The 22,647-nt window shown below is 33.6% G+C and carries 18 protein-coding genes and 2 tRNA genes; 11 read left to right on the top strand and 9 right to left on the bottom strand.

The window, feature by feature from the left end:
• Together PKN74_RS05990 and PKN74_RS05985 are read right to left on the bottom strand one after the other, a co-directional pair.
• Window positions 1–286 (bottom strand): NAD(P)-binding domain-containing protein (locus tag PKN74_RS05990; protein WP_472309577.1); only part of this gene is annotated, 286 nt, incomplete at its 3' end.
• A 117-nt stretch (window positions 287–403) separates the two neighbouring features.
• The gene (locus tag PKN74_RS05985) at window positions 404–1,225 is read right to left on the bottom strand and encodes an SDR family oxidoreductase (RefSeq protein WP_472309575.1); all 822 of its coding nucleotides are present in this window, start codon (window positions 1,223–1,225) and stop codon (window positions 404–406) included.
• A gap of 330 nt (window positions 1,226–1,555) precedes the next feature.
• Between PKN74_RS05985 and PKN74_RS05980 the strand changes: the two genes are divergently transcribed.
• The gene (locus PKN74_RS05980) at window positions 1,556–2,284 is read left to right on the top strand and encodes a metallophosphoesterase family protein (RefSeq protein ID WP_472309573.1); all 729 of its coding nucleotides are present in this window, start codon (window positions 1,556–1,558) and stop codon (window positions 2,282–2,284) included.
• Between the two features lie 25 nt (window positions 2,285–2,309).
• Window positions 2,310–4,184: a BMP family ABC transporter substrate-binding protein gene (locus PKN74_RS05975; RefSeq protein ID WP_472309571.1), complete on the top strand. Its 1,875-nt coding sequence runs from the start codon at window positions 2,310–2,312 to the stop codon at window positions 4,182–4,184.
• Window positions 4,185–4,234: 50 nt separating this feature from the next.
• Here the strand turns inward: PKN74_RS05975 and PKN74_RS05970 are convergent, their stop codons facing one another.
• The 4 genes from PKN74_RS05970 to PKN74_RS05955 are packed head-to-tail and all read right to left on the bottom strand — an operon-like array spanning window position 4,235 to window position 8,660.
• On the bottom strand, window positions 4,235–4,891 hold the full coding sequence (locus PKN74_RS05970; RefSeq protein WP_472309569.1) for an HAD family hydrolase: 657 nt from the start codon (window positions 4,889–4,891) through the stop codon (window positions 4,235–4,237).
• A 20-nt stretch (window positions 4,892–4,911) separates the two neighbouring features.
• Window positions 4,912–6,876 carry an ATP-dependent zinc metalloprotease FtsH gene (ftsH, locus tag PKN74_RS05965; protein ID WP_472309567.1) on the bottom strand — a complete coding sequence of 655 codons (1,965 nt, stop codon included), beginning with the start codon at window positions 6,874–6,876 and terminating at the stop codon, window positions 4,912–4,914.
• A 4-nt stretch (window positions 6,877–6,880) separates the two neighbouring features.
• A complete protein-coding gene (locus PKN74_RS05960) occupies window positions 6,881–7,828 on the bottom strand; it encodes a radical SAM protein (protein ID WP_472309565.1) in 948 nt (315 codons plus the stop codon).
• Window positions 7,829–7,868: 40 nt separating this feature from the next.
• A complete protein-coding gene (locus tag PKN74_RS05955; RefSeq protein WP_472309563.1) occupies window positions 7,869–8,660 on the bottom strand; it encodes an energy-coupling factor transporter transmembrane component T family protein in 792 nt (263 codons plus the stop codon).
• A gap of 373 nt (window positions 8,661–9,033) precedes the next feature.
• On the opposite strand from PKN74_RS05955, the gene PKN74_RS05950 reads away from it, so the two are divergent.
• The 8 genes from PKN74_RS05950 (at window position 9,034) to PKN74_RS05915 (ending at window position 19,166) form a co-directional block, all read left to right on the top strand.
• Window positions 9,034–9,696 carry a hypothetical protein gene (locus tag PKN74_RS05950; RefSeq protein ID WP_472309561.1) on the top strand — a complete coding sequence of 221 codons (663 nt, stop codon included), beginning with the start codon at window positions 9,034–9,036 and terminating at the stop codon, window positions 9,694–9,696.
• A gap of 86 nt (window positions 9,697–9,782) precedes the next feature.
• A complete protein-coding gene (locus PKN74_RS05945; RefSeq protein WP_472309559.1) occupies window positions 9,783–10,592 on the top strand; it encodes a class I mannose-6-phosphate isomerase in 810 nt (269 codons plus the stop codon).
• A gap of 36 nt (window positions 10,593–10,628) precedes the next feature.
• Window positions 10,629–12,350 carry a 2-oxoacid:acceptor oxidoreductase subunit alpha gene (locus tag PKN74_RS05940; RefSeq protein WP_472309557.1) on the top strand — a complete coding sequence of 574 codons (1,722 nt, stop codon included), beginning with the start codon at window positions 10,629–10,631 and terminating at the stop codon, window positions 12,348–12,350.
• Window positions 12,350–13,228 (top strand): thiamine pyrophosphate-dependent enzyme, encoded by an 879-nt coding sequence (locus PKN74_RS05935; RefSeq protein ID WP_472309555.1) that lies wholly within the window; start codon window positions 12,350–12,352, stop codon window positions 13,226–13,228. Before PKN74_RS05940 ends, PKN74_RS05935 begins: the two co-directional genes overlap by 1 nt.
• 109 nt (window positions 13,229–13,337) lie before the next feature.
• Window positions 13,338–13,814: a DUF192 domain-containing protein gene (locus PKN74_RS05930; protein WP_472309553.1), complete on the top strand. Its 477-nt coding sequence runs from the start codon at window positions 13,338–13,340 to the stop codon at window positions 13,812–13,814.
• A 68-nt stretch (window positions 13,815–13,882) separates the two neighbouring features.
• Window positions 13,883–13,971: transfer RNA gene (locus PKN74_RS05925), tRNA-Ser, on the top strand.
• Window positions 13,972–14,302: 331 nt separating this feature from the next.
• A complete protein-coding gene (locus PKN74_RS05920) occupies window positions 14,303–16,330 on the top strand; it encodes a maltodextrin glycosyltransferase (RefSeq protein ID WP_472309551.1) in 2,028 nt (675 codons plus the stop codon).
• Between the two features lie 406 nt (window positions 16,331–16,736).
• The gene (locus tag PKN74_RS05915) at window positions 16,737–19,166 is read left to right on the top strand and encodes a glycoside hydrolase family 94 protein (protein WP_472309549.1); all 2,430 of its coding nucleotides are present in this window, start codon (window positions 16,737–16,739) and stop codon (window positions 19,164–19,166) included.
• A gap of 88 nt (window positions 19,167–19,254) precedes the next feature.
• Here the strand turns inward: PKN74_RS05915 and PKN74_RS05910 are convergent, their stop codons facing one another.
• The 3 genes from PKN74_RS05910 to PKN74_RS05900 all read right to left on the bottom strand — a co-directional run bounded on the left by PKN74_RS05910 (window position 19,255) and on the right by PKN74_RS05900 (window position 21,550).
• Window positions 19,255–20,508 (bottom strand): C-GCAxxG-C-C family (seleno)protein, encoded by a 1,254-nt coding sequence (locus PKN74_RS05910; RefSeq protein ID WP_472309547.1) that lies wholly within the window; start codon window positions 20,506–20,508, stop codon window positions 19,255–19,257.
• A gap of 664 nt (window positions 20,509–21,172) precedes the next feature.
• Window positions 21,173–21,247 (bottom strand) — tRNA-Asn (locus tag PKN74_RS05905).
• Between the two features lie 120 nt (window positions 21,248–21,367).
• Window positions 21,368–21,550 carry a transcriptional regulator gene (locus tag PKN74_RS05900; protein ID WP_472309545.1) on the bottom strand — a complete coding sequence of 61 codons (183 nt, stop codon included), beginning with the start codon at window positions 21,548–21,550 and terminating at the stop codon, window positions 21,368–21,370.
• A gap of 709 nt (window positions 21,551–22,259) precedes the next feature.
• Here PKN74_RS05900 and PKN74_RS05895 point away from each other — a divergent pair.
• Window positions 22,260–22,647, top strand: a 388-nt coding sequence (locus tag PKN74_RS05895; RefSeq protein ID WP_472309543.1) for a carbohydrate binding domain-containing protein, incomplete at its 3' end; no start/stop codon positions are given.

Below are 22,647 nucleotides of genomic sequence, written 5' to 3'. Positions count from 1 at the left end.
TTTCTAAGTTAGGAAGGAGCTGTTCTATAACATCGTCAACCGGTTTTCCAGCTTTGACCATTAACATTATTTTTCTAGGTTTTTTTAAGGAGTTTGCTAGTTCTTCGTAAGTGTATGTGCCTAATATATTTTTGCTTTTGGCTCTTTCTTCGATGAATTTTTTTGTTCTGTCTCCATCTCTGTTGTATACCGCCACTTTATAGCCTTTTGATTCTATGTTTAAGGCTAAGTTTTGGCCCATTACCGCCATTCCAACTACTCCGATGTCGCATTTTTCTGTACCCATTATATCAACTCCTTATGTTTATTTTTTGAAGAATTTTCTTGTAATGTTGCATTTTCTAGGTGTAGAGATGCTCTATGCGAGCGTCTCCCTATTTCGAACGGGGACACGTTCTAAGCTTTAGACTCCACTGTATGCAGAAAAACCTCCATCGATTGGAACAACTATACCATTAACAAATTCTGATTTGTCACTTATTAGCCATATTATTGTTGAGATTAGGTCTTCAGGGGTTCCGAATCTTTCCATAGGAGTATGTTCTAAAATTTTATTTCCTCTTGCTGTTAGGCTTCCATCTTCGTTTGTTAGTAAGAATCTGTTTTGATTTGTGAGTAGAAAACCGGGGGCTATTGCATTGACCCTTATCTTTTTAGAGTAATTATGGTTCATATGAACAGCAAGCCATTGTGTGAAATTGCTAACAGCTGCTTTTGCAGCAGAATATGCTGGGATGTTAGTTAGTGGTCTAAATGCGTTCATGGATGAGATGTTGATGATTTGTCCTTCGCCTTTTTCAGCAAAGTATTCACCAAAAACCTGACTTGCTAGAAATGTTCCAAGGAAATTTAAATTAAAAACCCATTGAACTGCATCTTGAGGTAAATCAAAGAAGCTTTTATCTTTGCTTGTGGTAGCGGAGGGATGGTTTCCTCCTGCCCCATTTATCAACACATCAATTTTACCAAACTTTGATAATGTTTCTTCTTTCGCTTTTATTATTTGTTCTTTTTTGAGGACATCTGTTTTGATGGTAATGTGTTCGATGTTTTTTTCTGAAAGTTCTTGGCTTAGTACTTCCATGGCTGGTTCAGAAACATCTAGGATGGAGATTTTTGCACCTAGACTACCTAAGCTTCTAGCCATTTCAGAGCAAATTACTCCGGCTCCGCCTGTTATTACAATGGTTTTACCTTTAACGTCGAAAAAATCTGAGATGTTCATAGTTATCACACTCCTTATAAAAGGTGTAGATTTTATTGATTTTACTGTTGTAGAGACGCTCTGGTTGCAGGTTAGATTTTTCACACCCGCATTTTCGTATCTTCGTTATTTATATTATACAATTAATTCATTCTAAAATGAAATTAATAAACGAAATGATAAATTGACTTATTTGTCTTAGAATGGTTATATTTGTAATTAATCGTGAAAGATAAGAGAAATTAGCATATAGGTGATTTTTATTTCTTTCTTAAATATATTTTTATACGGAAATTAGTAAATATTTGATACAATTTATATGTAAATAATTATTGATTAAGGACTTTAAAAATGGTAGATATTATTTGTGTATCCGATGAAGAAATTTTCATACAAAATAAGGATAAAAGAAAGATCGACCTCCTTATTTCAGCCGGAGACCTTTCGCCCGGATATTTGGATTATCTTATCAACGAGTTTAAACCTGCATTCAGTATAATGGTTCATGGAAATCATGATAAAAAATATTTCTCGAAGTCGTACAAAGAAGAGAACTATTCTTTTTCTAAGGTGTATAAAGGGGTATATGTGCTGAATCAAGGTGTCATTAATTTAAAGAAGTTTATTGATAAAGATATTGTTGTGGCAGGGTTCTCTGGAGCTTTATCATATGGTTACCGACCTTTTCATTTTTCTGAGAGTGATGTTAATAAATTCAAGAGAGAGATAACTTTTAAAAAATCATTTCGCGGAAGTGAGTATAAGATTATTGATATTATGGTGACTCATACTCCGCCTTATATACCAGGTACCATTCAGAGATTTAGTCAGTCTCATCCACCGTCGAAAAATCTAGGAGATTTATTTTATTCTTTGCGCCCTAAAATATGGATTTATGGTCATATTCATCCTAGATATGGACAACAGGAATTAGATTTTGTTATTGAAAATTTTGATCACAAATGTTATTTAATTAATGCAGTACCTTATAAGTTTATAAAATATGATGAAGAAAGGAAAGAAGTGATAGAAATTGAAACATATAAAAAGATTGAACCGAAGTTAGTCACTCTTAGTTAAACTACATATAATTGGAGGTAAAATTATGTATAAAACTTATAGAACACAGGCTCGAACGGAATACGAAAAGGCTTATAAGTTGGCAAAAAGGGATTTTTTGTCGAGCATCTCAAGGGGTGAAGAAGGTTATTTGCAGGCACTTGAGGATATTATACAAAATGTTGAAATTGCCAAAGAACAAAATTTGGGGATTATAGACATTCCAATAGAACGGATTAAGGGAACCTATTATCGTTCTAGAGCTATGTCCTTTTCAGCTAATTTTTATCCTTTAATGAAAGCTGATACTGAATTTGCTAATAAATGGATGAGTTTGTATGAGATTCATTCTAAAGAAGGTATAAGGGATCCAATTATTGCGTATGAGTATCTTAATTGGTTTTACGTGGTTGAAGGTAACAAGAGAGTTAGTATTTTAAAGTATTTGAATGCCTTTTCTATTCGTGGAGAAGTGAAAAGATTAATCCCAAAATGGGATGAGAATGATCCACAGATTAGAATTTATTATGAATTTTTAGATTTTTATGAAAAAACTAAGATCAATATTATTTGGTTTAATAAAGAAGGGAAGTTTAACGAGTTATATGAATTGATAAAGGATTATGAGAAAAAAAGTGAGTTTGTTGAAAATAAATACGAGGAATTGGTTACTTCTGTATATCTACCATTCAGAAAAGCATACAGGGAGCTTGCGAAGGATAAACTAAAGCTTCCAGAAGAAGAGGCGTTTATTGAATATTTAAATAGGTTTGGATTGGATAATGTTCCAATGATAGAAAGGGAAATGAGAAGACAGGTTGAAACCCTAGTTGAAGAATTGTCGGAAGAAAAACCAAGACCGGTTGTTCCTTTATTTAAGATGCCTGCTCGTTTAGCTGGAACTCCTTTAAAAGTCGCGTTTATATACAACACAGGTATTGAAGAGTCTGCTTGGACGTATTCACATGAACTGGGAAGAAGGTATGTTCAGGAAAGACTTAAGGGAGAAATCGTTACTAAATATTATGAAAGAGTCACCGATGCTAAAGTATATGAAAGAGTGATGAGAGAGCTGGAAAAAGAAAAGGTTGATTTGATTTTTGCAACAAGCTTAGATTATTTGTATGATCAGCAGATGAGCGCTTTTCATAACGTGAAGTTCATGTATTTTTCAGGGTATAGGTTTCCTGAAAATATAAACGCTTATTTTGGTCGAATGTATGAACCAAGATTTTTAGCCGGTATGGTAGCTGGCGCTATGACTAGGAATAATAAGCTTGGTTTTGTAGCTTCTTATGGTATTCCTGAAGTGATTATGGGCATAAACGCTTTTGCATTAGGAGCAAGATCTGTTAATTCAAAAGCAAAGGTTTATGTTGGCTGGACAAATACATGGCATAATTCTGAATATGAAAGACAAACTGCGGAGTATTTAATAAAAGATATGGGAGTTGATGTCATAACTCATCATCAGGATTCAGCAGAAGTATTAAAAGTTGGTGAGAAATATAATGTGTATACTATAGGGTATCATTATGATATGAGAGAACATGCTCCAACTACTTATTTGACCTCTGCGATTTGGAACTGGGGTGTTTATTATGAGTCTATCATCAGAGACGTACTTAGAGGATCTAACTTTTCTTTGTTTAGATTGTTTTCCGGTTCTGAAAAGATTGAGAAATTTTGGGGTGGGTTAAAGAGCGGTGTTGTTGATTTAGCACCTTTAAGTAAACTGGTACTTCCACAGATAAAAAATATTGTTGAGTTAGTGAAGTATGATATTAAAACAGGGGAGTTTCATCCGTTTAGAGGTCCAATATACGATAGAGATGGTAATTTAAGAATACCAGAAGGAGAAGATATAAAAGATGATGAACTTATAGTAATGGACTGGTTTGTAGATAATATTTATTATTAATAAATTAGAAAAAAGCGCTCAAAGTTGTTTGAGCGCTTTTTCTTTTACTTTTATTCTTCTAAACTTTTGATTAAATCTATAGTTATGTCTTTAAAGCTTTTTACTATTATATCTGCTTGTGAAAGGTCCTGGTTCATCGAGTTTGGGTTAGCAAATCCTATACACTTCATTCCAGCAGCTTTTGCAGCTTTAACTCCTTGTTTTGAATCTTCGATTACTACACATTCTTTTGGTTTTACTTGTAGTAGACCTGCTGTATATAAGAAGAGATCTGGTTTAGGTTTGCCACGAGGAACGTAATCTGCACTAGCATATGTATCAAAATATTTTTTAATATCTAGATGAGTTAGAACTTCTTCAATTAGAATTTCAGGTGAAGAAGAGGCTAATCCAACCTTGAAATTATTATTTTTTAACTCGATTAACAGTTCTACAATACCATCGATGGGTTTATATGGTGTTTCTTTGAAATATTTTAGTGTTTCTTCGTTTTGCCATTGTACTAGTTCTTCTATACTGTGTGACAGATTAAAAAGGTTTTTTAAATCTTGCCACATATCTTCGTTACTAACACCTATGTAATTACTGTATGGCACGTCTTGAATGGGAATACCTAATTGTGCAAAGATTTGTTTGTTTGCGTCCCAGTGCAACGGCTCACTATCTATTATTACACCATCCATATCAAAAATTACAGCTTTGATCAATGTTTTTACCAAACTCCTTTTTATGCTTTTTGATATTGAAGACCATTTATTACATCCATTTTTAAGAATTCGTTTATTTCGTCTTTTCCACCTATGTAAGCTCTAAGTTCTTCTATATCCATTGCCATCATCTTTCTGAATTCTTCTCCATACATGGTTTCTTTTTTGAATATGTAAGAAGACAACAGATCTAATCTTTCTCTATTTTTAGCTAGAATGTCTAATGCTTTGTCATACATGTTGTTAATAATTCTTTTCACTTCAATATCTAGTTCTTTTTTAGTTTCTTCAGAATAGTTTCTTTGTTTAGTTAAATCACTGCCTAAGAACACTTCTTCTTCTTGAGCTTCCCAATAAACTGGACCAATCTTTTTAGACATTCCTAAACGGTAAACCATAGTTTTTGCAAGTTCGGTTGCCTTGTGTAAGTCGTCTTTTGCTCCTGTTGTAGCAAAATCGAAAACGAGTTTTTCAGCAGCTCTTCCACCTAACATAACAGTGATTCTGTCTAGTAATTCAGATTTTTTTAATAAAAATTTATCTTTTTCTGGGAGCATTAGTGTGCTGCCGAGCGATCCTACTCCTCTTGGAATTATAGTAATTTTGTAGATAGGATCTGTGTTAGGTAATGAATATGCTATTATTGAATGTCCCATTTCATGGTATGCTAGGATTTTTCTTTCTTTATCTGAGATTATTTTGTGCTTTTTAGCTGGACCTGAGACTATTTTTTCTAAAGCCTCTTCAAAGTCGATCATCTCGATCGCAGGCTTTCTCTTTCTAGTTGCTATTAAAGCGGCTTCATTTGTTAAATTTTCTAAGTCAGCTCCTACAAAACCGGGAGTTCTTTTTGCTAAGATGTCTAAATCTACATCATCGCTAACTACTTTATTTCTTATGTGTATTTTTAAGATTTCTTTTCTTCCATTGACATCTGGTGGTCCTACAAATAACTTTTTATCGAAACGGCCTGGCCTTAGAAGTGCTTTATCTAAGACGTCTGGTCTGTTGGTAGCGGCCATAACTATGACTCCGGTAGAAGAGTCAAAACCGTCTAGTTCAACTAAAAGGGCGTTTAGAGTTTGTTCTCTTTCATCGTTCCCCCCACCGAGTCCGGAACCTCTTTGTCTACCGACTGCGTCTAGCTCGTCTATAAATATAATGGAAGGAGCGTTTTCTTTTGCAGTTTTAAATAAGTCTCTGACTCTCGCAGCTCCAACACCAACAAATAGTTCGACAAAGTCTGAACCACTTGCATAGAAGAAGGGTACATTTGCTTCTCCAGCTATTGCTCTTGCAGTGAGTGTTTTACCCGTTCCTGGAGGTCCGACTAGTAAGATTCCTTTAGGCATTCTTGCACCGATTTCTCGGTACTCCTCAGGGTTTTTTAGAAAGTTAACTATATCTTGGACTTCTTCAACTACTTCGTCTATTCCGGCTACGTCTTTAAACGTTACTTTTTTATCTGAAGGTTCAAACTGTTTAGAAAGATTTTTAGTGAAACTCATACTGCTTTTAGTTCCTGAAAGTGCGGATTTGTACATCCAGTACAAAAATAGTACGATAATTACCGTTGGGACTAAACTTATCAGTAGATTAAACCACCACTTAGACAATAGGCTTTGCTTGTAATCGACCTTGATTCCTTTTTGAATTATTGTGTCAATGTATTGTTTATCAGCCATCATATTTGGAGAAAATGATTTATAAAGGGTACCATCTTTTGCTACGATATCTATCGTTCCATTTTGATTAATGTTCATCGATTCAATTTCGTCATCGTTTATCATACTTATCAGTTGAGAAAAGGGGATGTTTGTCACCTTTTCACTGGTCAAAAAAATTATAGCAATAACAAAAATGGCTATTAGCGAGATGTATATCCAAATAATGCCTGTGGATTTTACCTTTTTTTTGTTTTCTTCTTTCTTTTCGGTTGGCTCTGGGTTGATCTTTTTATTGTCTTTATTTTTATTTTCCGCCATTTGGTTACCTCCTAGATGCTTTTAATCTTTTTAACCTGTAAATCTTTAAGCCTTTGTAGTTGATCACTTCGATGCTCTCTTCTTTTTCTAATCGTTCCATTATTTCGTTAATATTTTTACAGTTGCGGCTTTCCAAAAAGCTTTTAATTTCATATTGGTTCATTGGATGTCTTTTTATTATACTTATTAGAGCTTCATAATCGTCATCTATTGCACTGTAAAATTCGTTTTTTGCTAAATGATCGATAGCTATTCCACCTAAAATTTCTTCTGCTAATTCGATACTTTTTTTATCAGGCATTTCAACCCATTTCTCTGCAGGTGGTCTAACTGGTACATTAATGTAAATCCTATCGTATGTTATTTTATCAAAAATTTCTTTAATTTTCCTTAACGATTCTTCACTGTCATTGATATCTTTTACCAGCATGAATTCAAGCCAAATTTTGCCTTGATATACTTTAGAAAATTCTATCAAACCGTTTACGTATTCTTCAAATGAGATGCTTTTGTGTGGTCGATTTATTTTTTTGAATGTTTCTTTATCATACGCGTCTAATGTTGGCATTATTACATCTGCTTGCATTAATTCTTCCCATACATTTTTATCTGACAGTAGTATACCATTTGTTATTACAGCGATCGGTTTATCAGTAATTTCTCGTATTTGAGAGATTAATTCTCCGATTTTTGAGTACAGTAATGGCTCTCCTTCACCGACTATTGTGACGAAATCAACATCACCAAATCCGTTAAGAGAATATTCTTTAAATTCTTTTATTATTTCTTCAACTGGAAAAAATTCTCTTCTTTCATTTATCATATTTATGGTTCGCCCAAGTTGACAGTAAACACATGACAGGTTGCATGTTCCAAAGGGAATAGGGCTGATTCCTAATGAACGACCTAATCTGCGAGATGGAATTGGGCCGTATATATATTTGAAATTCATCGTGTTATATCACCTTCTACATACAGGGTAATATCATATATTATACAAAAATTATTACAAAACAAAGAACACAAAAAGAAATTAAGAATAATGTATCTTTTAACTCCCACTTAAATTGTTTGAATCTTGTTCTTCCTTCCCATCCGTTGTATCCCCTTGCTTCCATTGCTATACTAAGATCTTCGGCCCTTCTGAGGGCAGAAACTAAGAGAGGAACTATAATTGAAATTGCTCCTTTGATTCTTCCTGAAAATTTTCGGTCATCAAAATTTGCACCTCTACTGAGTTGCGCTTTCATTATTCTATCGGCTTCGCTTGCAATCACTGGAATGAACCTAATAGCAATGGTCATAACCATGGCAATTTCATGCGCAAATCTTTTGGGAACAAAAAACCAGCGAAGTACATCTTCAAGTGCGTGAGCAAGCGAAGTTGGTGAAGTTGTTAGGGTTAAAACTGAAGCCAATAGAACAGCGAATATTATTCTAAAAGTTATAATGAATGCATTGAATAGTCCTACATCGCTGATTCTAATGAAACCAATTTGAAAAATTGTATTGCCACCTCTAGTAAACAATTGAATAACAAAGGCAAAAATAACAATGAACCACACTGATTTTAGAGATTTTAAATAGAATCTTAAACTTAATTCTGATAGAATCATCAAGACTAAGGTATATACAAACATAAGAGCTACGTCAATAAAACTATTAATTGAAAAAGCAAATCCAGCGAGTACAAAAAGTCCTAAAAGCTTGACTCTTGGATCTAATGAATGCATAAATGAATCTTTTTCAACATATCTCCCTATTGCAATGTTATCTGAGAGCATCTAAATACTCCTTTATTGTAATTTTTATTTGAATAGTTGGAATTTCGTTGAGTTAGCGTTATGTTATAGCGAATATTTTTAGTCTCTAGTTTCTTATATATTGTAACATAAATAAGGAACAGGAAAGAAAACTTTTTATAAATATTTAATTCAAGAAAGATATTTTTATTAAGTTTCTATTAAGAAAGCCCTTTTTTAATGTTTTAGTTTAAAATTGTTTAAAAAAGCAGTTATTTTAAAATATGATATAATTGAATCATGAGAGTTTATTGTTCCTTAATAGTTAAATATTTAGTCCCTCAAACAATTAAAATATGCGGATTTCACCAAGGTTCTTCTACCATATTAGGGTTTTTAGAAGGGAGAGCTCTCTATGAATTTTAATAATTTCTTTAAAGAAAGGAAATATTTGATTTTGTTTGGTATTTTTGCATTACTGGTTTTTTCCATAGTTCTGATAATTTATTTTGAAGCAACAAAATATGAATACGTTGAAGATAAAATTTTGGTACAAGTTGGTTTTTTTGAGGATTATTTGACGAAATTTACCAAAGTGGGCGAAAAGGTCGTCAGTGAAATGGTTGGTGCCCTTTTATTCCTTTATAACCAAATGCCCGAGCTTAGAGAACTAGTGACTCCTATAGAGCTTCTTGCAATCGGTATAGTTGAGACAAATTTCGAAAATATCAAGGGCGATAATGGTAATAGTTTAGGATATTTTCAAATTCAAGCCCCGACATATTGGTACTTGAAATATCAATATTTAGAAATTTATGAGGGTATCGATTTTCTTTCACCGTGGTATTGGGATAATATTAAAGAAAGAGCGGATGTTCAAATTATTACAGCTGCTCTATATTTGTATGATCTAAAAATACGCTACGGTGAAGATGAGGCTTATAGTTTATATAACGGTGGTTCACAACCGTATGAGGAGAAGATTCTATATACTATGAGTTGGTTAAATGTAAAGTATGATCAATACCTTGCAAATATGCGTACCAAAAAAGATATTGTACTTGAAAAGGCTTTTTGATGAGTAGCCCCCCCTATTCTCAATTATAATCGTGATTCTTATAATTTTTTCGAAACACTATTTTTCACCATAGGAGGAAAATGTAGATGAAAATAACTGAGCCGCTACTTTCAAAACCAATTTTTTCAGAAAAAGTTTGGGGCAGTGAGATACTCAATGAAATCTTCAAAGTTAAAACTGAGGAAAAAATTGGTGAAGTTTGGTTGTACTCAGGGTTGAATAATACAGAAACAGAATTGGTTGGAAAAGATAGTGGAAAATTATATGGTAATCCTGGTGAATTATTTCCTCAATATCCTCTTCTTTTGAAATTAATTGCTACTTCTTCTTGGTTGTCAATACAGCTTCATCCGGATGACGTTATGGCTAAAATATTAGAAAATCAAAAATGGGGTAAATCAGAAGCCTGGTTTTTCTTAAAAGATCATGGCAGAATAAAGGTTTCTAACGATAATCAAAATATATTAAAAGCGCTAGATGATAATACCTGGGACGATGTTTTGGAAGAATACGAAATGAACAAAAATGATACAATTTTTATTCCTGCTGGAACGGTCCATACGCTTGGACCTAATAGTTTATTATTGGAAATTCAGCAAAGTTCTGATTTAACTTACAGATTGTATGATTGGGGAAGGCCAAGAGAAATTCATGTTGAAAAATCAAAAAAAGTCCTAAGAAACGTCAAGGCTAGTTATGCTTTAGCCAGAAATGTTGATGGTTTAGAGACAAAATATTTTAGTTTTTTAAAGTTTTCAAACCAATTGAAGAGAGGGTGGGGATTATTTGTAAATTTGGAAACATTCGAAACTATAGTGCTTTCGGAAGGTGTAGAGTATTTTTTCGAAGGTGAATTTGTAGAGTTTAAATTAAACGAACATGGTTGGAATTTGTGAATGTTTTAAAATTGCTAAGGGCATGGAGGGTTAGTTATGAATACAACTTTAAAGGATGAAGTTTCGATTGTTTTAGCCGGAGAAGCGGGACAAGGCATTCAAACAATTGAAAGTTTACTAACTTATATCTTAAAAAGAGATGGGTATTATGTTTTTGCTACAAAAGAATATATGTCTAGAATAAGAGGTGGAAGCAATTCTACTGAAATTAGGGTAAGTTCAAGACCTGTGAACAGTTTTGTAGACAGAATTGATATTTTGATTCCTTTGTCTCGAAATTCAGTAACTCATTTAGGTAAACGAGTTACTGATAAAACTTTGATTATTGCAGATAATGAAGCATTAAAATTAGAAATGGATAATTTAATAGATGTGCCATTGCTCAAAATAGCGAATGATTTAGGGAACCCGATTTTTGCAAATATTGTTGCTGTAGGAGTGGTTCTAGGGCTTTTTGGAATTAGAGTAAAATCGATCGAAGATTATTTAGTTGAAACGTTTGGTAGAAAAGGTAAAGAAATAGTAGAAGGGAATATTCTAGCTGCTTCAAAGGGATATCAAATCGGCAAGGAACTCCGAGATAAAGGACAAATAATTATTGATATAGAAGCTGATGAAGATCTAAAAGAAGATTTGTTATTAAGTGGGACTGATTCAGTTGCCTTAGGTGCATTAGCTGGAGGATGCGATTCGATTTTTGCTTATCCCATGACTCCTGGTACAGGTGTGTTGACTGCTATGGCTAACTTTTCAAAACATTTTGATATTGTAGTTGAACAAGCAGAGGATGAGATAGCTGCTATTAATATGGCTTTAGGGTCATGGTATACTGGTGGAAGGGCTATGGTCACCACTTCTGATGGCGGTTTTGCACTTATGGAAGAAGGAGTATCGTTAGCGGGGATGATTGAGTCTCCTGTAGTGATTCATTTAGGGCAACGACCTGCGCCAGCAACAGGGCTGCCTACCCGGACAGCTCAAGAAGCCTTGAATTTGGTTGTTCATGCTGGACACGGTGAATTTCCAAGGATCGTTTATGCTCCTGGGACATTTGAACAAGCATTTTATTTAACTCAAAAAGCTTTTAATATGGCAGATAAGTACCAAGTGCCTGTGTTTATTTTGACAGATCAGTTTTTTGTTGATTCATATTCAAACGTAAAAAAGTTCGATTTATCGGATATTAAAATAGAAAAGCATTTTGTTGAAACAGATGAGAATTATAAGCGGTATGATTTAAGTAAAGCAGTTAAAGGAGTATCGCCAAGAGGAATTCCTAATTTTGGTAAAGGGCTTGTGATAGTAGATAGTGATGAACACGATGAACATGGACATATAACTGAAAATCTTGAAATAAGAGTAAAGATGGTAGACAAGAGATTAAAGAAGTTTGAGGCTATTAATGATGAGATAATAAGTCCTGAGTTGGTAGGGGATGAAAACTATGAATATTTGATTGTTTGTTGGGGTTCTAACTATCATGTAGTAAAAGAGGCTATAGAAAATATTAAAGACAAGAAGATAGCGATGCTTCATTTTTCTCAGGTTTTTCCTCTTGATAAAGGTTCTGTTAAGTATCTTGAAAATGCGAAAAAGGTTATCGATATTGAAAATAATGCTACTGGTCAGTTTGCAAGATTGTTTAAGGCAGAAACGGGAGTGAGTATCGACTCGAAAATCCTTAAATATAATGGTATGCCGTTTTCTGTAGAAGAATTGATCATTAAAATTAACGAAAAAATTGAGGGGGACTTATAATGTCAGACAGACAAAATCTTTTCACCTTTGAAAATGAAAAGGAACTAGATATTGCTTGGTGTCCAGGATGTGGGAACTTTGGAATATTAAATATTCTTAAAAAAGCGTTGGAAGAATTAGAAGAGATCACTCCCAATAATTTGGTAGTTGTTTCTGGAATAGGCCAAGCTGCAAAGATTCCTCATTATTTTAAGAATAATACTTTTAACGGGTTACATGGACGAGCACTTCCTGTTGCAGTTGCAATAAAAATGGCAAATCCTGAGCTCTTTGTTATTGCGGAGAGTGGTGATGGGGATATGTACGGAGAGGGAGGAAACCATTTTATTCATAATATTAGAAGAAATGTCGATATTACAAATATTGTTCATGATAATAGGGTTTATGGGTTAACAAAAGGTCAGGCTTCTCCAACCACTCAAAAGGGTATGGTTACACCTGTTCAAGTCAACGGGGTTATTTCAGATCCTTTTAATCCGATAGCAGTTGCTATTGCCAATGGGGCTACTTTTGTTGCAAGGGCTTTTGTAGGTGATGTGAAAGGTACAAAAGAGATTATAAAAAGGGCGATTAGACATAAGGGTTATGCTTTAGTTGATATATTTCAACCTTGCGTCACTTTCAATAGAATAAATACCTATGCTTGGTTTAATCAACATACATATAAGCTTGGCGATGATTATGATCCAACGGATAAAATTAAAGCGCTTGAGATTGCTTTTCAGGAAGATAAATTAGCATTGGGGATTATATACGAAGAAGATGGAATACCAACTTTTGAAGAGCAATTAAATGTTTACAAAGAAAATAAAGAACCATTGTATAAAAGGCAGAGAGATTTAAAAGAATTGGAAATGTTTATAAATGCAATGAAATAATATTGAAATAAAGTTGTTATAGTTTTAAGAGCTGTGTAATTGGTCCCTGTGATATTTGGAATCCCGGAGGCGCTGTAGTAAAATAAAAATAAAAAAGAGGGATGAAAAATTGAAAAGAAATATGTTTCTTTTACTTGTGTTTCTTTCTTTTTCTATCTTGCTAATATCCCAAGATATTAATTTACCAGTGTTTCCAAAAGGTGAACTAACAATTTCACAGGATGGCAAATCTATAACTATACCTATTGAAATTGCAGATAACGACGAATTACAAAGTTTAGGGTTGATGTATAGTAACGATATTCCTAAAGAATATGGAATGTTATTTGTTTTTCCAACTGAAGGAATAAGGGCCTTTTGGATGAAAAATACGTATATTCCACTTGATATAGCTTTTATTAACAGCGAAGGAGTTATTTTAGAGATTAAAACGATGGAACCTTGTTATAGTCAAAACTGTCCAGTATATACAATTTACAAACCATTCAGATATGCTCTTGAAGTAAAAGTAGGTTTTTTTGAAGAATATGGATTTAAACCAGGGGCTAGAATTTTTTGGGAAACCAAGAAAGAATTAATCGATTGACATTTGGTTTTTAAAAAGTTATAATCATTGTGGATATTACAATGTTTAACAATAGTTAGATTGATAGAGGAGGCGTGCACCGAATTGGCTAAGGGGCCGGTCTCGAAAACCGGTGGGGTTTATCCCCTTGTGGGTTCGAGTCCCACCGCCTCCGCCATTTAAAAAACACCCTTCTAATGCGACTTGAAATGTCAATTAAGTATTAGATTTTGATTGGCGGAAAGTGTGTAGCGAACAAACTACATTGCGAACTTGAAAGTTCAGAGACGTTTGCGCGTTCGACTACTCAGTGATTTCTAGATAACCGTATTTAATTGTAGGAACATTCAATTTTTATGATTAAAGATCCTTCAAAATCTTGATTTAAGAGCAGTAGAGACGTGCTATAGCGCGTCCAAAACCCCAAAACAGGTTCCCCCCGTTCGATCGATGTTCACTAAAATCTCAAAGGTATTTAAATAAATTTTAAAGAGAGGGCGAAAGTTATCATGTCTATGCTTTTGGAAATTAACAGATATTTAAAAAGTAAGATTGAGGGTGCAAAAGAAGATTACGCAATACCTAAAAGGTGGATGCCTGAAGGATACAGTGGAAAAGTAAGACTTTCAGGGAGGAAATTTTTTGTAAATCCGTATGAATTCATTTCAAATATTATCGATGATATTGTTAGTAAATCTGATAAAGAAAAAGATTATGCCAAACCTCTTTCTTTTTTGTATGGGGAAAAGAGTTCTGATTGGATTAATACAGATATAGTCTATGGAGCATTTGTTCGGGCTACTGCTGCTTATGTTCACGATCAAAAAACGCTTTTTGTTCCTATAGATGAGAAAGGATACACGGAATCAGGAACTTTTTTAAAAATGATAATTTTGATTCCTTATTTTGCTCAATACAATGTAAATTGTATTTATTTGCTTCCAGTTACTCAATCTAGCGATAAATTTAAAAAGGGAGAAGTAGGTTCTCCTTATTCTGTGAAAGATTTCTTTAAGATAGAAAAGAGCTATCATGATACATTATTGGGGAACAACTTTTCAAGTGATCAAGAGTTTGCAGCCTTTGTTGAAGCAGCTCATATGGCAGGGATGAGGGTTATGCTTGATTTTGTTCCTCGAACTGCTGCAAGGGATAACAATTTAATAATTGAACATCCTGATTGGTTTTATTGGATTGATATAGATGAAATGAATGGTTTTGCTCCTCCAAGAGTCGAGGGTTTGGGTTTTGTTCAACCCAGTAAAGAGAATTTGGAGATAATTTACAACAATGAAGAAGTGAAAAAACACCTTAAAAAATTTGATTGGGATCCTAAAACTAAAGACCCTGTGAGATGGGAGAATTTTGTTAAGAAAAACAAAGATAATCCAGACTTTTTGGATGAAATAGTAAAAGAGTTTAGGGTTATAACTGTGCCTGGTTTTTCTGATTGGGTAAATGATCCTCAACCCGCATGGGAAGATGTCACATTCTTGAGGTTGTATTTATCACATCCAACGGAAGCTTTAAAGTACATAGATGAAAATCAGCCTCCTTATGTACTTTTTGATGTAGTTAAGGCGAGCCTTTTTCCTGGTGAAATTAAGAATGAAGAGCTTTGGGATGTTATTGCAAATATCATGCCTTTTTATCAAAAAAATTATGGTATAGACGGAGCCCGGTTGGATATGGGACATGCTTTACCAGACGAGTTAGAGCATGAAATTATTAGAAGGGTTAAGGAGTACGATCCTGCTTTTGTAATAATAGCAGAAGAGTTGAATATGGATAATCACTTGAAAGCTAAAAAGAGCGGATACGACGGAATTTTAGGTAATTCCTGGTGGGCAGAACCGAGGATAGAAGAAGGGGAATTTAAGAAGTTTATTTCTGAAGTTACGCCTAACCTTTCTTTACCTACTTTTGCAACAGCCGAAACGCCAGACACGCCTAGAGCTGTTACAAGAAAAGGTGGAGAAACTTTCTCGAAGTTAACAGCTGTTGTAAATACTTTTTTACCTAATGGGATTACTTTTATTAACTCAGGATACGAAATTTTTGAACCTCAACCGATGAATACGGGATTGGATGTTGAAGATCCTATGGAGGAAAGATTTAAAAATTTGCCTCCCACGGATCAGTTTTATGGTAAATTAGCTTTCTTCGATTGGTATGTTTTACATTGGGATACGAGCCATCATATGGTAAAATTGATGACTTTGTTGGGAGATTTAAAAGAAGAATGTAAAGATATTTTAAAGGATGTAAAAAATTACAGATTTATCGATTTTGGTGAAAAGGCTTTTGTCATGTTCTGGTGGGACGGCAAAAAAGGTATTGTCATTCCAATAAATGTGGATTTTAAGAATCCTTATTATTTTGATATTGATGTTGGATATCATACATGGAGAAGTAGACATAAAGTCTATACTAGGTTGGAAAATTATAGAAGAGGAGAGAGTAATTGGGAGATTCATGATGCTCATTTAAGAGTCACCGTTAACCCAGGTGAAGCAAGAGTATTTTTTATTGAATAATAAACAATTCAGGTCATTTTATCTATATATTTCTGGTTTTAAACTTAAACCAAAACTAAAGAAGGGCGAAAAGTGCCCTTCTTTTTTAAAGTTTTTAAATTCAAAAAGCAATGGATGTTTGAGAGCAAAAAACTATAATTTTCACAAGTAATTTAATATATTTTCGTTCAATCTCGTTTATTTTCGTTTAACCCACATTGCTAAGTAACAAGTTTCATATTATTATAGTAAATGAATATAATAATGTTTTGTAAACACAAAGGATAGTTTGATTTTTTGTGATTTTATTTTTTGAGAAAAAGTTTAGATTAAATTAATTTAATTTAAAAAATAAAAGATTGGACTTAAAATTTGAGTGTAAACTCTTTTAATGTTTAATCACTTTTAAGAAAGGGGACAGAAAGATATGAAATATGGATATTTTGACGATAGTAGAAAAGAATATGTCATAACTCAACCACAAACTCCATACCCTTGGATAAATTATTTAGGTTGTGAAGCTTATTTTTCGTTGATATCTAACACAAGTGGAGGTTATAGTTTTTACAAAGATGCGAGTAAAAGAAGGATTACTCGTTATCGTTATAATAACGTCCCCACTGATGCAGGCGGTAGATATTATTATTTAAATGAGGGCGGAGATATTTGGTCTCCAACATGGGCTCCGGTGAAAAAGGATTTAGATGAATACGGGTGTCTTCATGGTATGGGATATACAATAATTAGTAGCAGATACAACGATATTTCTACCGAGATTTTATACTTTGTACCTTTAGGAGCTAATTGTGAGATTCATCAAATAAAGATTAAAAATGAAAGTAATAGAAAGCGAAACCTTAAGTTGTTTTCTTTCATTGAGTTTTGTCTGTGGGATGCTTTTGATGATATGAGCAACTTTCAACGTAATTTTAACACGGGGGAGGTTGAGATCGAAGGATCGACGATCTATCATAAAACGGAATACAGGGAACGAAGAAATCATTATTCTTTTTTCACAGTAAATCAAGAGATAGACGGTTTTGATACAGATCGAGAAAGTTTTATGGGTTTGTACAATGGTTTTAATGAGCCAGAAGTAGTAGCTGCTGGCAAATCAAAAAATTCAATTGCAAGTGGTTGGTCTCCAATCGCGTCTCATAGTATATTTTTTGAGCTTTCGCCAGGTGAAGAAAAGATTTTGATATTTCAACTAGGTTATATTGAAAACGAAAAGGAAGAAAAATGGGAAAAGCCTGGTGTGATTAATAAAAAGAAGGCGCATGAACTGATTGAACGATTTAATACAGAAGAAAAAGTTCAAGAGGCTTTTAATAGGTTAAATAGATACTGGAACAGCCTTTTAGATAATTTTACAGTACATACTCACGATGAAAAGTTAAATAGAATGGTTAATATTTGGAATCAGTATCAATGTATGGTTACTTTTAATCTTTCCAGGAGTGCTTCTTATTTTGAATCTGGGATAAGTAGGGGGATAGGTTTCAGAGATTCAAATCAGGATATTCTTGGTGTTGTTCATATGATTCCTGATAGAGCAAGAGAAAGAATTTTGGATTTAGCTGCAACTCAGTTTGAAGATGGGAGTGCCTATCATCAATATGAACCTATCAACAAAAAGGGTAATGATGCAATAGGTAGTGGATTTAATGATGATCCCTTATGGTTAATTATGAGTACAGTAGCATATATAAAAGAAACTGGCAGATATGACATTCTTGAAGAAAAGGTTCCGTTCAATAATGGTAAAGAGGCAATTTTATTTGATCATCTCAAGGCTTCATTTTGGCATGTTATTAATAATAAAGGGCCTCATGGATTACCGTTGATTGGTCATGCTGATTGGAACGATTGTTTAAATTTGAGTTGTTTTTCAGATGAACCAGGAGAATCCTTTCAAACTTTGAGTAACAAGAAGGACAGTCAAGCAGAATCTGTGATGATTGCAGGTATGTTTATTACTGTTGGTCCTGATTTTGTAAAATTATGTGAGCATCGTGGAGAAAAAGAGCTTGCTCAAGAAGCGTTGATTCATATCGAAGAGATGAAGAAAAGCATAGAAAAATATGGCGTTGATCCAGCTTGGTTTTTAAGGGCTTATGATTATTTTGGTAATAAGGTGGGGAGTATAGAAAATGAGGAGGGTCAAATTTATATAGAACCTCAAGGATTCTGTATTATGGGCGGAATGGGTTTGGATAATGGTTTTGCAAAAAAGGCTTTAGATTCTGTAAAAGAAAGACTAGATACGCAATATGGCCTTATTTTATTAGATCCTACTTACAAGTCATACCATATCGAACTTGGTGAGATTTCTTCTTATCCTCCTGGATATAAGGAGAATGGGAGTGTTTTCTGTCATAACAATCCTTGGATTATGATCGCAGAAACTATTGTAGGAAATGGTGAAAGAGCATTTGAATATTATAAAAAGATAGCGCCAGCTTATTTAGAAGATATTAGTGAAATTCATCGCACAGAACCGTATGTTTATGCTCAAACAATAGCTGGTAGAGATGCAAAAAATCATGGAGAGGCTAAAAACTCATGGTTAACTGGTACGGCTGCATGGAATTTTGTTGCGATAACTCAATGGATACTAGGTATTAGGGCAGATTTTGAAGGTTTAGTTATAGATCCTTGTATTCCGTCCGATTGGGATGGATTTCAAGTTAAACGAAGATATTTTGGAGATGTTTATAATATTACCGTAAGAAATCCACAACATGTAGAAAAAGGGGTAAAACAAATTAAACTAGATGATGTAGCATTAGAAAAGAATATTATTAAACCTATAAAAGATGGGAAAACTCATAAAATAGAAGTAATTATGGGATAATAGTACTTAATACCTCCTTGAAACAGTTTAGCATAAAAGAAACCGCTACTTTTATTGAAAAGTAGCGGCTTCTTTTTAGAAATCCAAGTTATTTCGCATAATTTTTCAGTTTCTGAGCTTCTTCTTGAACAAGTTCAATTAAAGCTTTACTACTAACTGTTGCTCCAGATATTGTGTCAACGTTGATTTTATCGTAACTCAATCCTTCAAATTTAGATAAGTATTTAGTGTCTGTGATTTTATCTCCTAGGCCAGGTGTTTCATTTTGTTCAAGCACACGTACTCCCTTAAGAGTTCCATCTAAATTTATACCTACTGCAGCTGTTATTGGTCCCCCGAATCCTTTTTTGCTACCAATACCAACATAACCAATAACTTTGCCATTTTGAATTACTTGGTAGACATTTTCTTCTACTTGTTTGAATTGAGAGTTTGGGAATATTTCTTTAAATTTTGCAACAGGTCCGGTTTCTTCTTCTACGCCACTTTTTTGTTCCCACCATTCGTTTAGAAGCTCTGCGGCTTTAGCAGCCATGTCTCCAGTAATTCTGCCACATCGTTCTCTTTGTTCCTGACTATTTGGTTCATAACCAGAAACCTTGAGCCATTCTTCCTTAGAAACTTTACAATTTACACTACCTGCAACACTTTGTGGAAATGCTACATCGCTTAAATATTCATCAACCAAAAACTCATGGTTAACAGCGTATCTGTTAGAAATCTCTGTAGGTAAAGGAGTGTTTTTGTAGTATTCTACCAGTGCAAGAGCAATTGGGGCATATTCTTTTCCGGTTATAAGATTAACTGCAGCAATTGAACCTAATACCGCTCCACAAACACTTTCTTCCCCTAGAATTCCACCTCTTCCAAAATGTAACATGTAAGTAGGTATTTGGTTATATGGGTAACCGATCTTCTCGGCCAGCGAGGAGATAATAGCATTAAATGCACCGTAAGCACAACCACCGTCATAGTATCCCTTATGTCCAAGTTTTCTGACTTCTTCAACATCGAGAGGTACATAAGGCCATGGTTGCTCAGGAGCAGGGCCGATTTGCGAAGGTTCAACGCTTTTTTCGATCTTTTCTTCAACTGCAGATAGTTTTGTAGTTAGTTCGGCTTTTAGATTCGACTCAAGATCTTTAATCATTTGGGATATTGCAGCGGTTTCCTTGACTTTTGATTCAAGTTGTTTGATATCTTCTTGGATTTTAGCTAGTTGGTCTTCTGTAGCCAAATCCTTACGAATGATAGGAGTTGCCACTAAAAAACCCACTAGAAATCCTAGAACAACCGCTAATATTATAGAAACTACCCTTCCAGACTTACTGTTTTGATTCATACTACCGCCTCCAATCTATATTTTATAGTATTTTAGAAGTTCTGGTATTACCTTTTTTCTAAGAGTTTTAGTGAAGTGAAAATTGTTTGTTTTTTCACTAATCAGTGCCAACAAATGATAACTTCTGGAACTTTTAGGCAGATGAAAATGAAATATATATTTTTTAAAGAAAAGATATTTGTAGAAATTTTTTGAATTGTATTAATCAACGGTTTGTGAGACGTGAGGATATTTCACTTAATTATATCATTTTTTCTTAGGTAGTTCCACTAGATTTGTAGGATTTAAGAAAAATGTTTTAAAAAAGTAAGATTAAACAGGGTAATTAATCTCTTATCTTTGAATCACGAGGCATTTAAACTATCTAGAACTGCTGTGTATAGCTAAGTTATTTATATTAAAAAACAAATATAAAATCTAAGGTACTTTTTTATTGTTAGATTTTGAAAAACAGAAGTACGCAGTTTTTTAAAAAATAAAATATGTGAGTAAGCTTCACATTAAATGAAAATATTGAATGTAAAGGGTGTTTGATGAAGCTGCTTGAAAAATAAAAATAGTGAATAGGGAGTGTAAGGAAATTAAAATTTAAAAACCAGGAAGGATAATGAAAGGGTATAGATATTGGGTGAGAGATCTAGAATGGGATTTAAAAATAAAAAAATGGCTCCGGGTGAGGGATTCGAACCCCCGACCTAGTGGTTAACAGCCACCCGCTCTACCGCTGAGCTAACCCGGAATAATTTTTCGATGTTATTTATTAGTCTTTTTTAAAATTTGTTGTTTCCAAATGCCAAAAAAAATTATACCACTAAAAATAAGTTTTGTCAACATATTTACAATTTATTGTATGTGCGGTTTATTTTTTGGCTGTGTAATAACATCTTTTAGGAGAATAGATTTTGTCTTCTTTTTTTAGCTTCGCTATTATTTCGCTAACCTCTTTACTATCCATATTTAGACCTTGAGCAATATCCCCCGGTCTTAAAGGCTTATCAGAGTTTTTTAAGAATTCTAAAACCCTTTTTTCGTTTTCGTTCATTTTACACCTCCATTTTTCTGTACTTACTATATTATACAAAATTTAAAATATAAATTCATATTTCAAAACTAAATAACAAACATATTTCATTTTTGACAAAATTATTTTATCACAAATGCGCAAAAGTATGAAAACAAACAAATTTGTTAAATATTTTTAGACATTCGTTAATATTTAAGTCTAAATCAAGCTAATTCATTTTGCAATGTAACATGTTTCAATATATCATTTAAATAGATGGAGTATATTCTAAGGAATTTATGCACCTCTCACTACGTGTGGGTTATAGTGTTTATTTCATCTCATATCCACATTTTATCGATTATTCACGGAGAAATTCTCCGTGAATCTTTTGAAAAAAAGCTTACAAATCCATTTTATTGACACTTTAAAATTTAATTGATTGTAATAATTTTAAATATCGATTATTAATATGAATTTAAAATAAGATTTTGAATTTAAAGCGGGTCCAGAGCGAAGCCCTCTCCCTCTCTAACTAAGCAATTTAAAATAAGATTTTGAATTTAAAGTGGGTCCAGGGCGAAGCCCTCTCCCTCTCTAACTAAGCACTTTAAAAATAAGATTTTGAATTTAAAGCGGGTCTAGGGCGGAGCCCTCTCCCTTTCTAACTAAGCACTTTAAAAATAAGATTTTGAATTTAAAGCGGGTCTAGGGCGGAGCCCTCTCCCTCGTCAAGGAGGTTTATTGTATGTTTAAATCAAAGCTTATTAAGAAAGATGTTTATATTTCCTTATTGTGCTTTTTCTTCTTAATTTTACTAACCAACACGATCTTTTGTAATTTAGATCAAAATATTAATTTGTTAGGGAACGGTAGTTTTACAACGGAGTTATCTCAAAATCAGCCAGATGAAAGTGGATATCTTGATAGTGGAGGCAGTTGGTCGCTGTTTTTAAATCATGGAGAAGGGTTGGCTGAGGCTTTAACTGTTGACGGGGCTCTAAAAGTCATTGTGACAGATCATGGACCAAATCAATGGTCTGTTCAATTGTTGCAAGCGCCAGTCAAGATTGAAAGAGGTGGTAAGTATAAAATAACCTTTGATGCCAAAGCAGAAGGCATGCAATCTTTAATGA

It is taken from the genome of Defluviitoga sp., from assembly GCF_035349255.1.
In the GTDB taxonomy this organism is placed as follows: Bacteria; Thermotogota; Thermotogae; order Petrotogales; family Petrotogaceae; genus Defluviitoga.
This window is presented reverse-complemented; position numbering and strand designations above follow the sequence as displayed.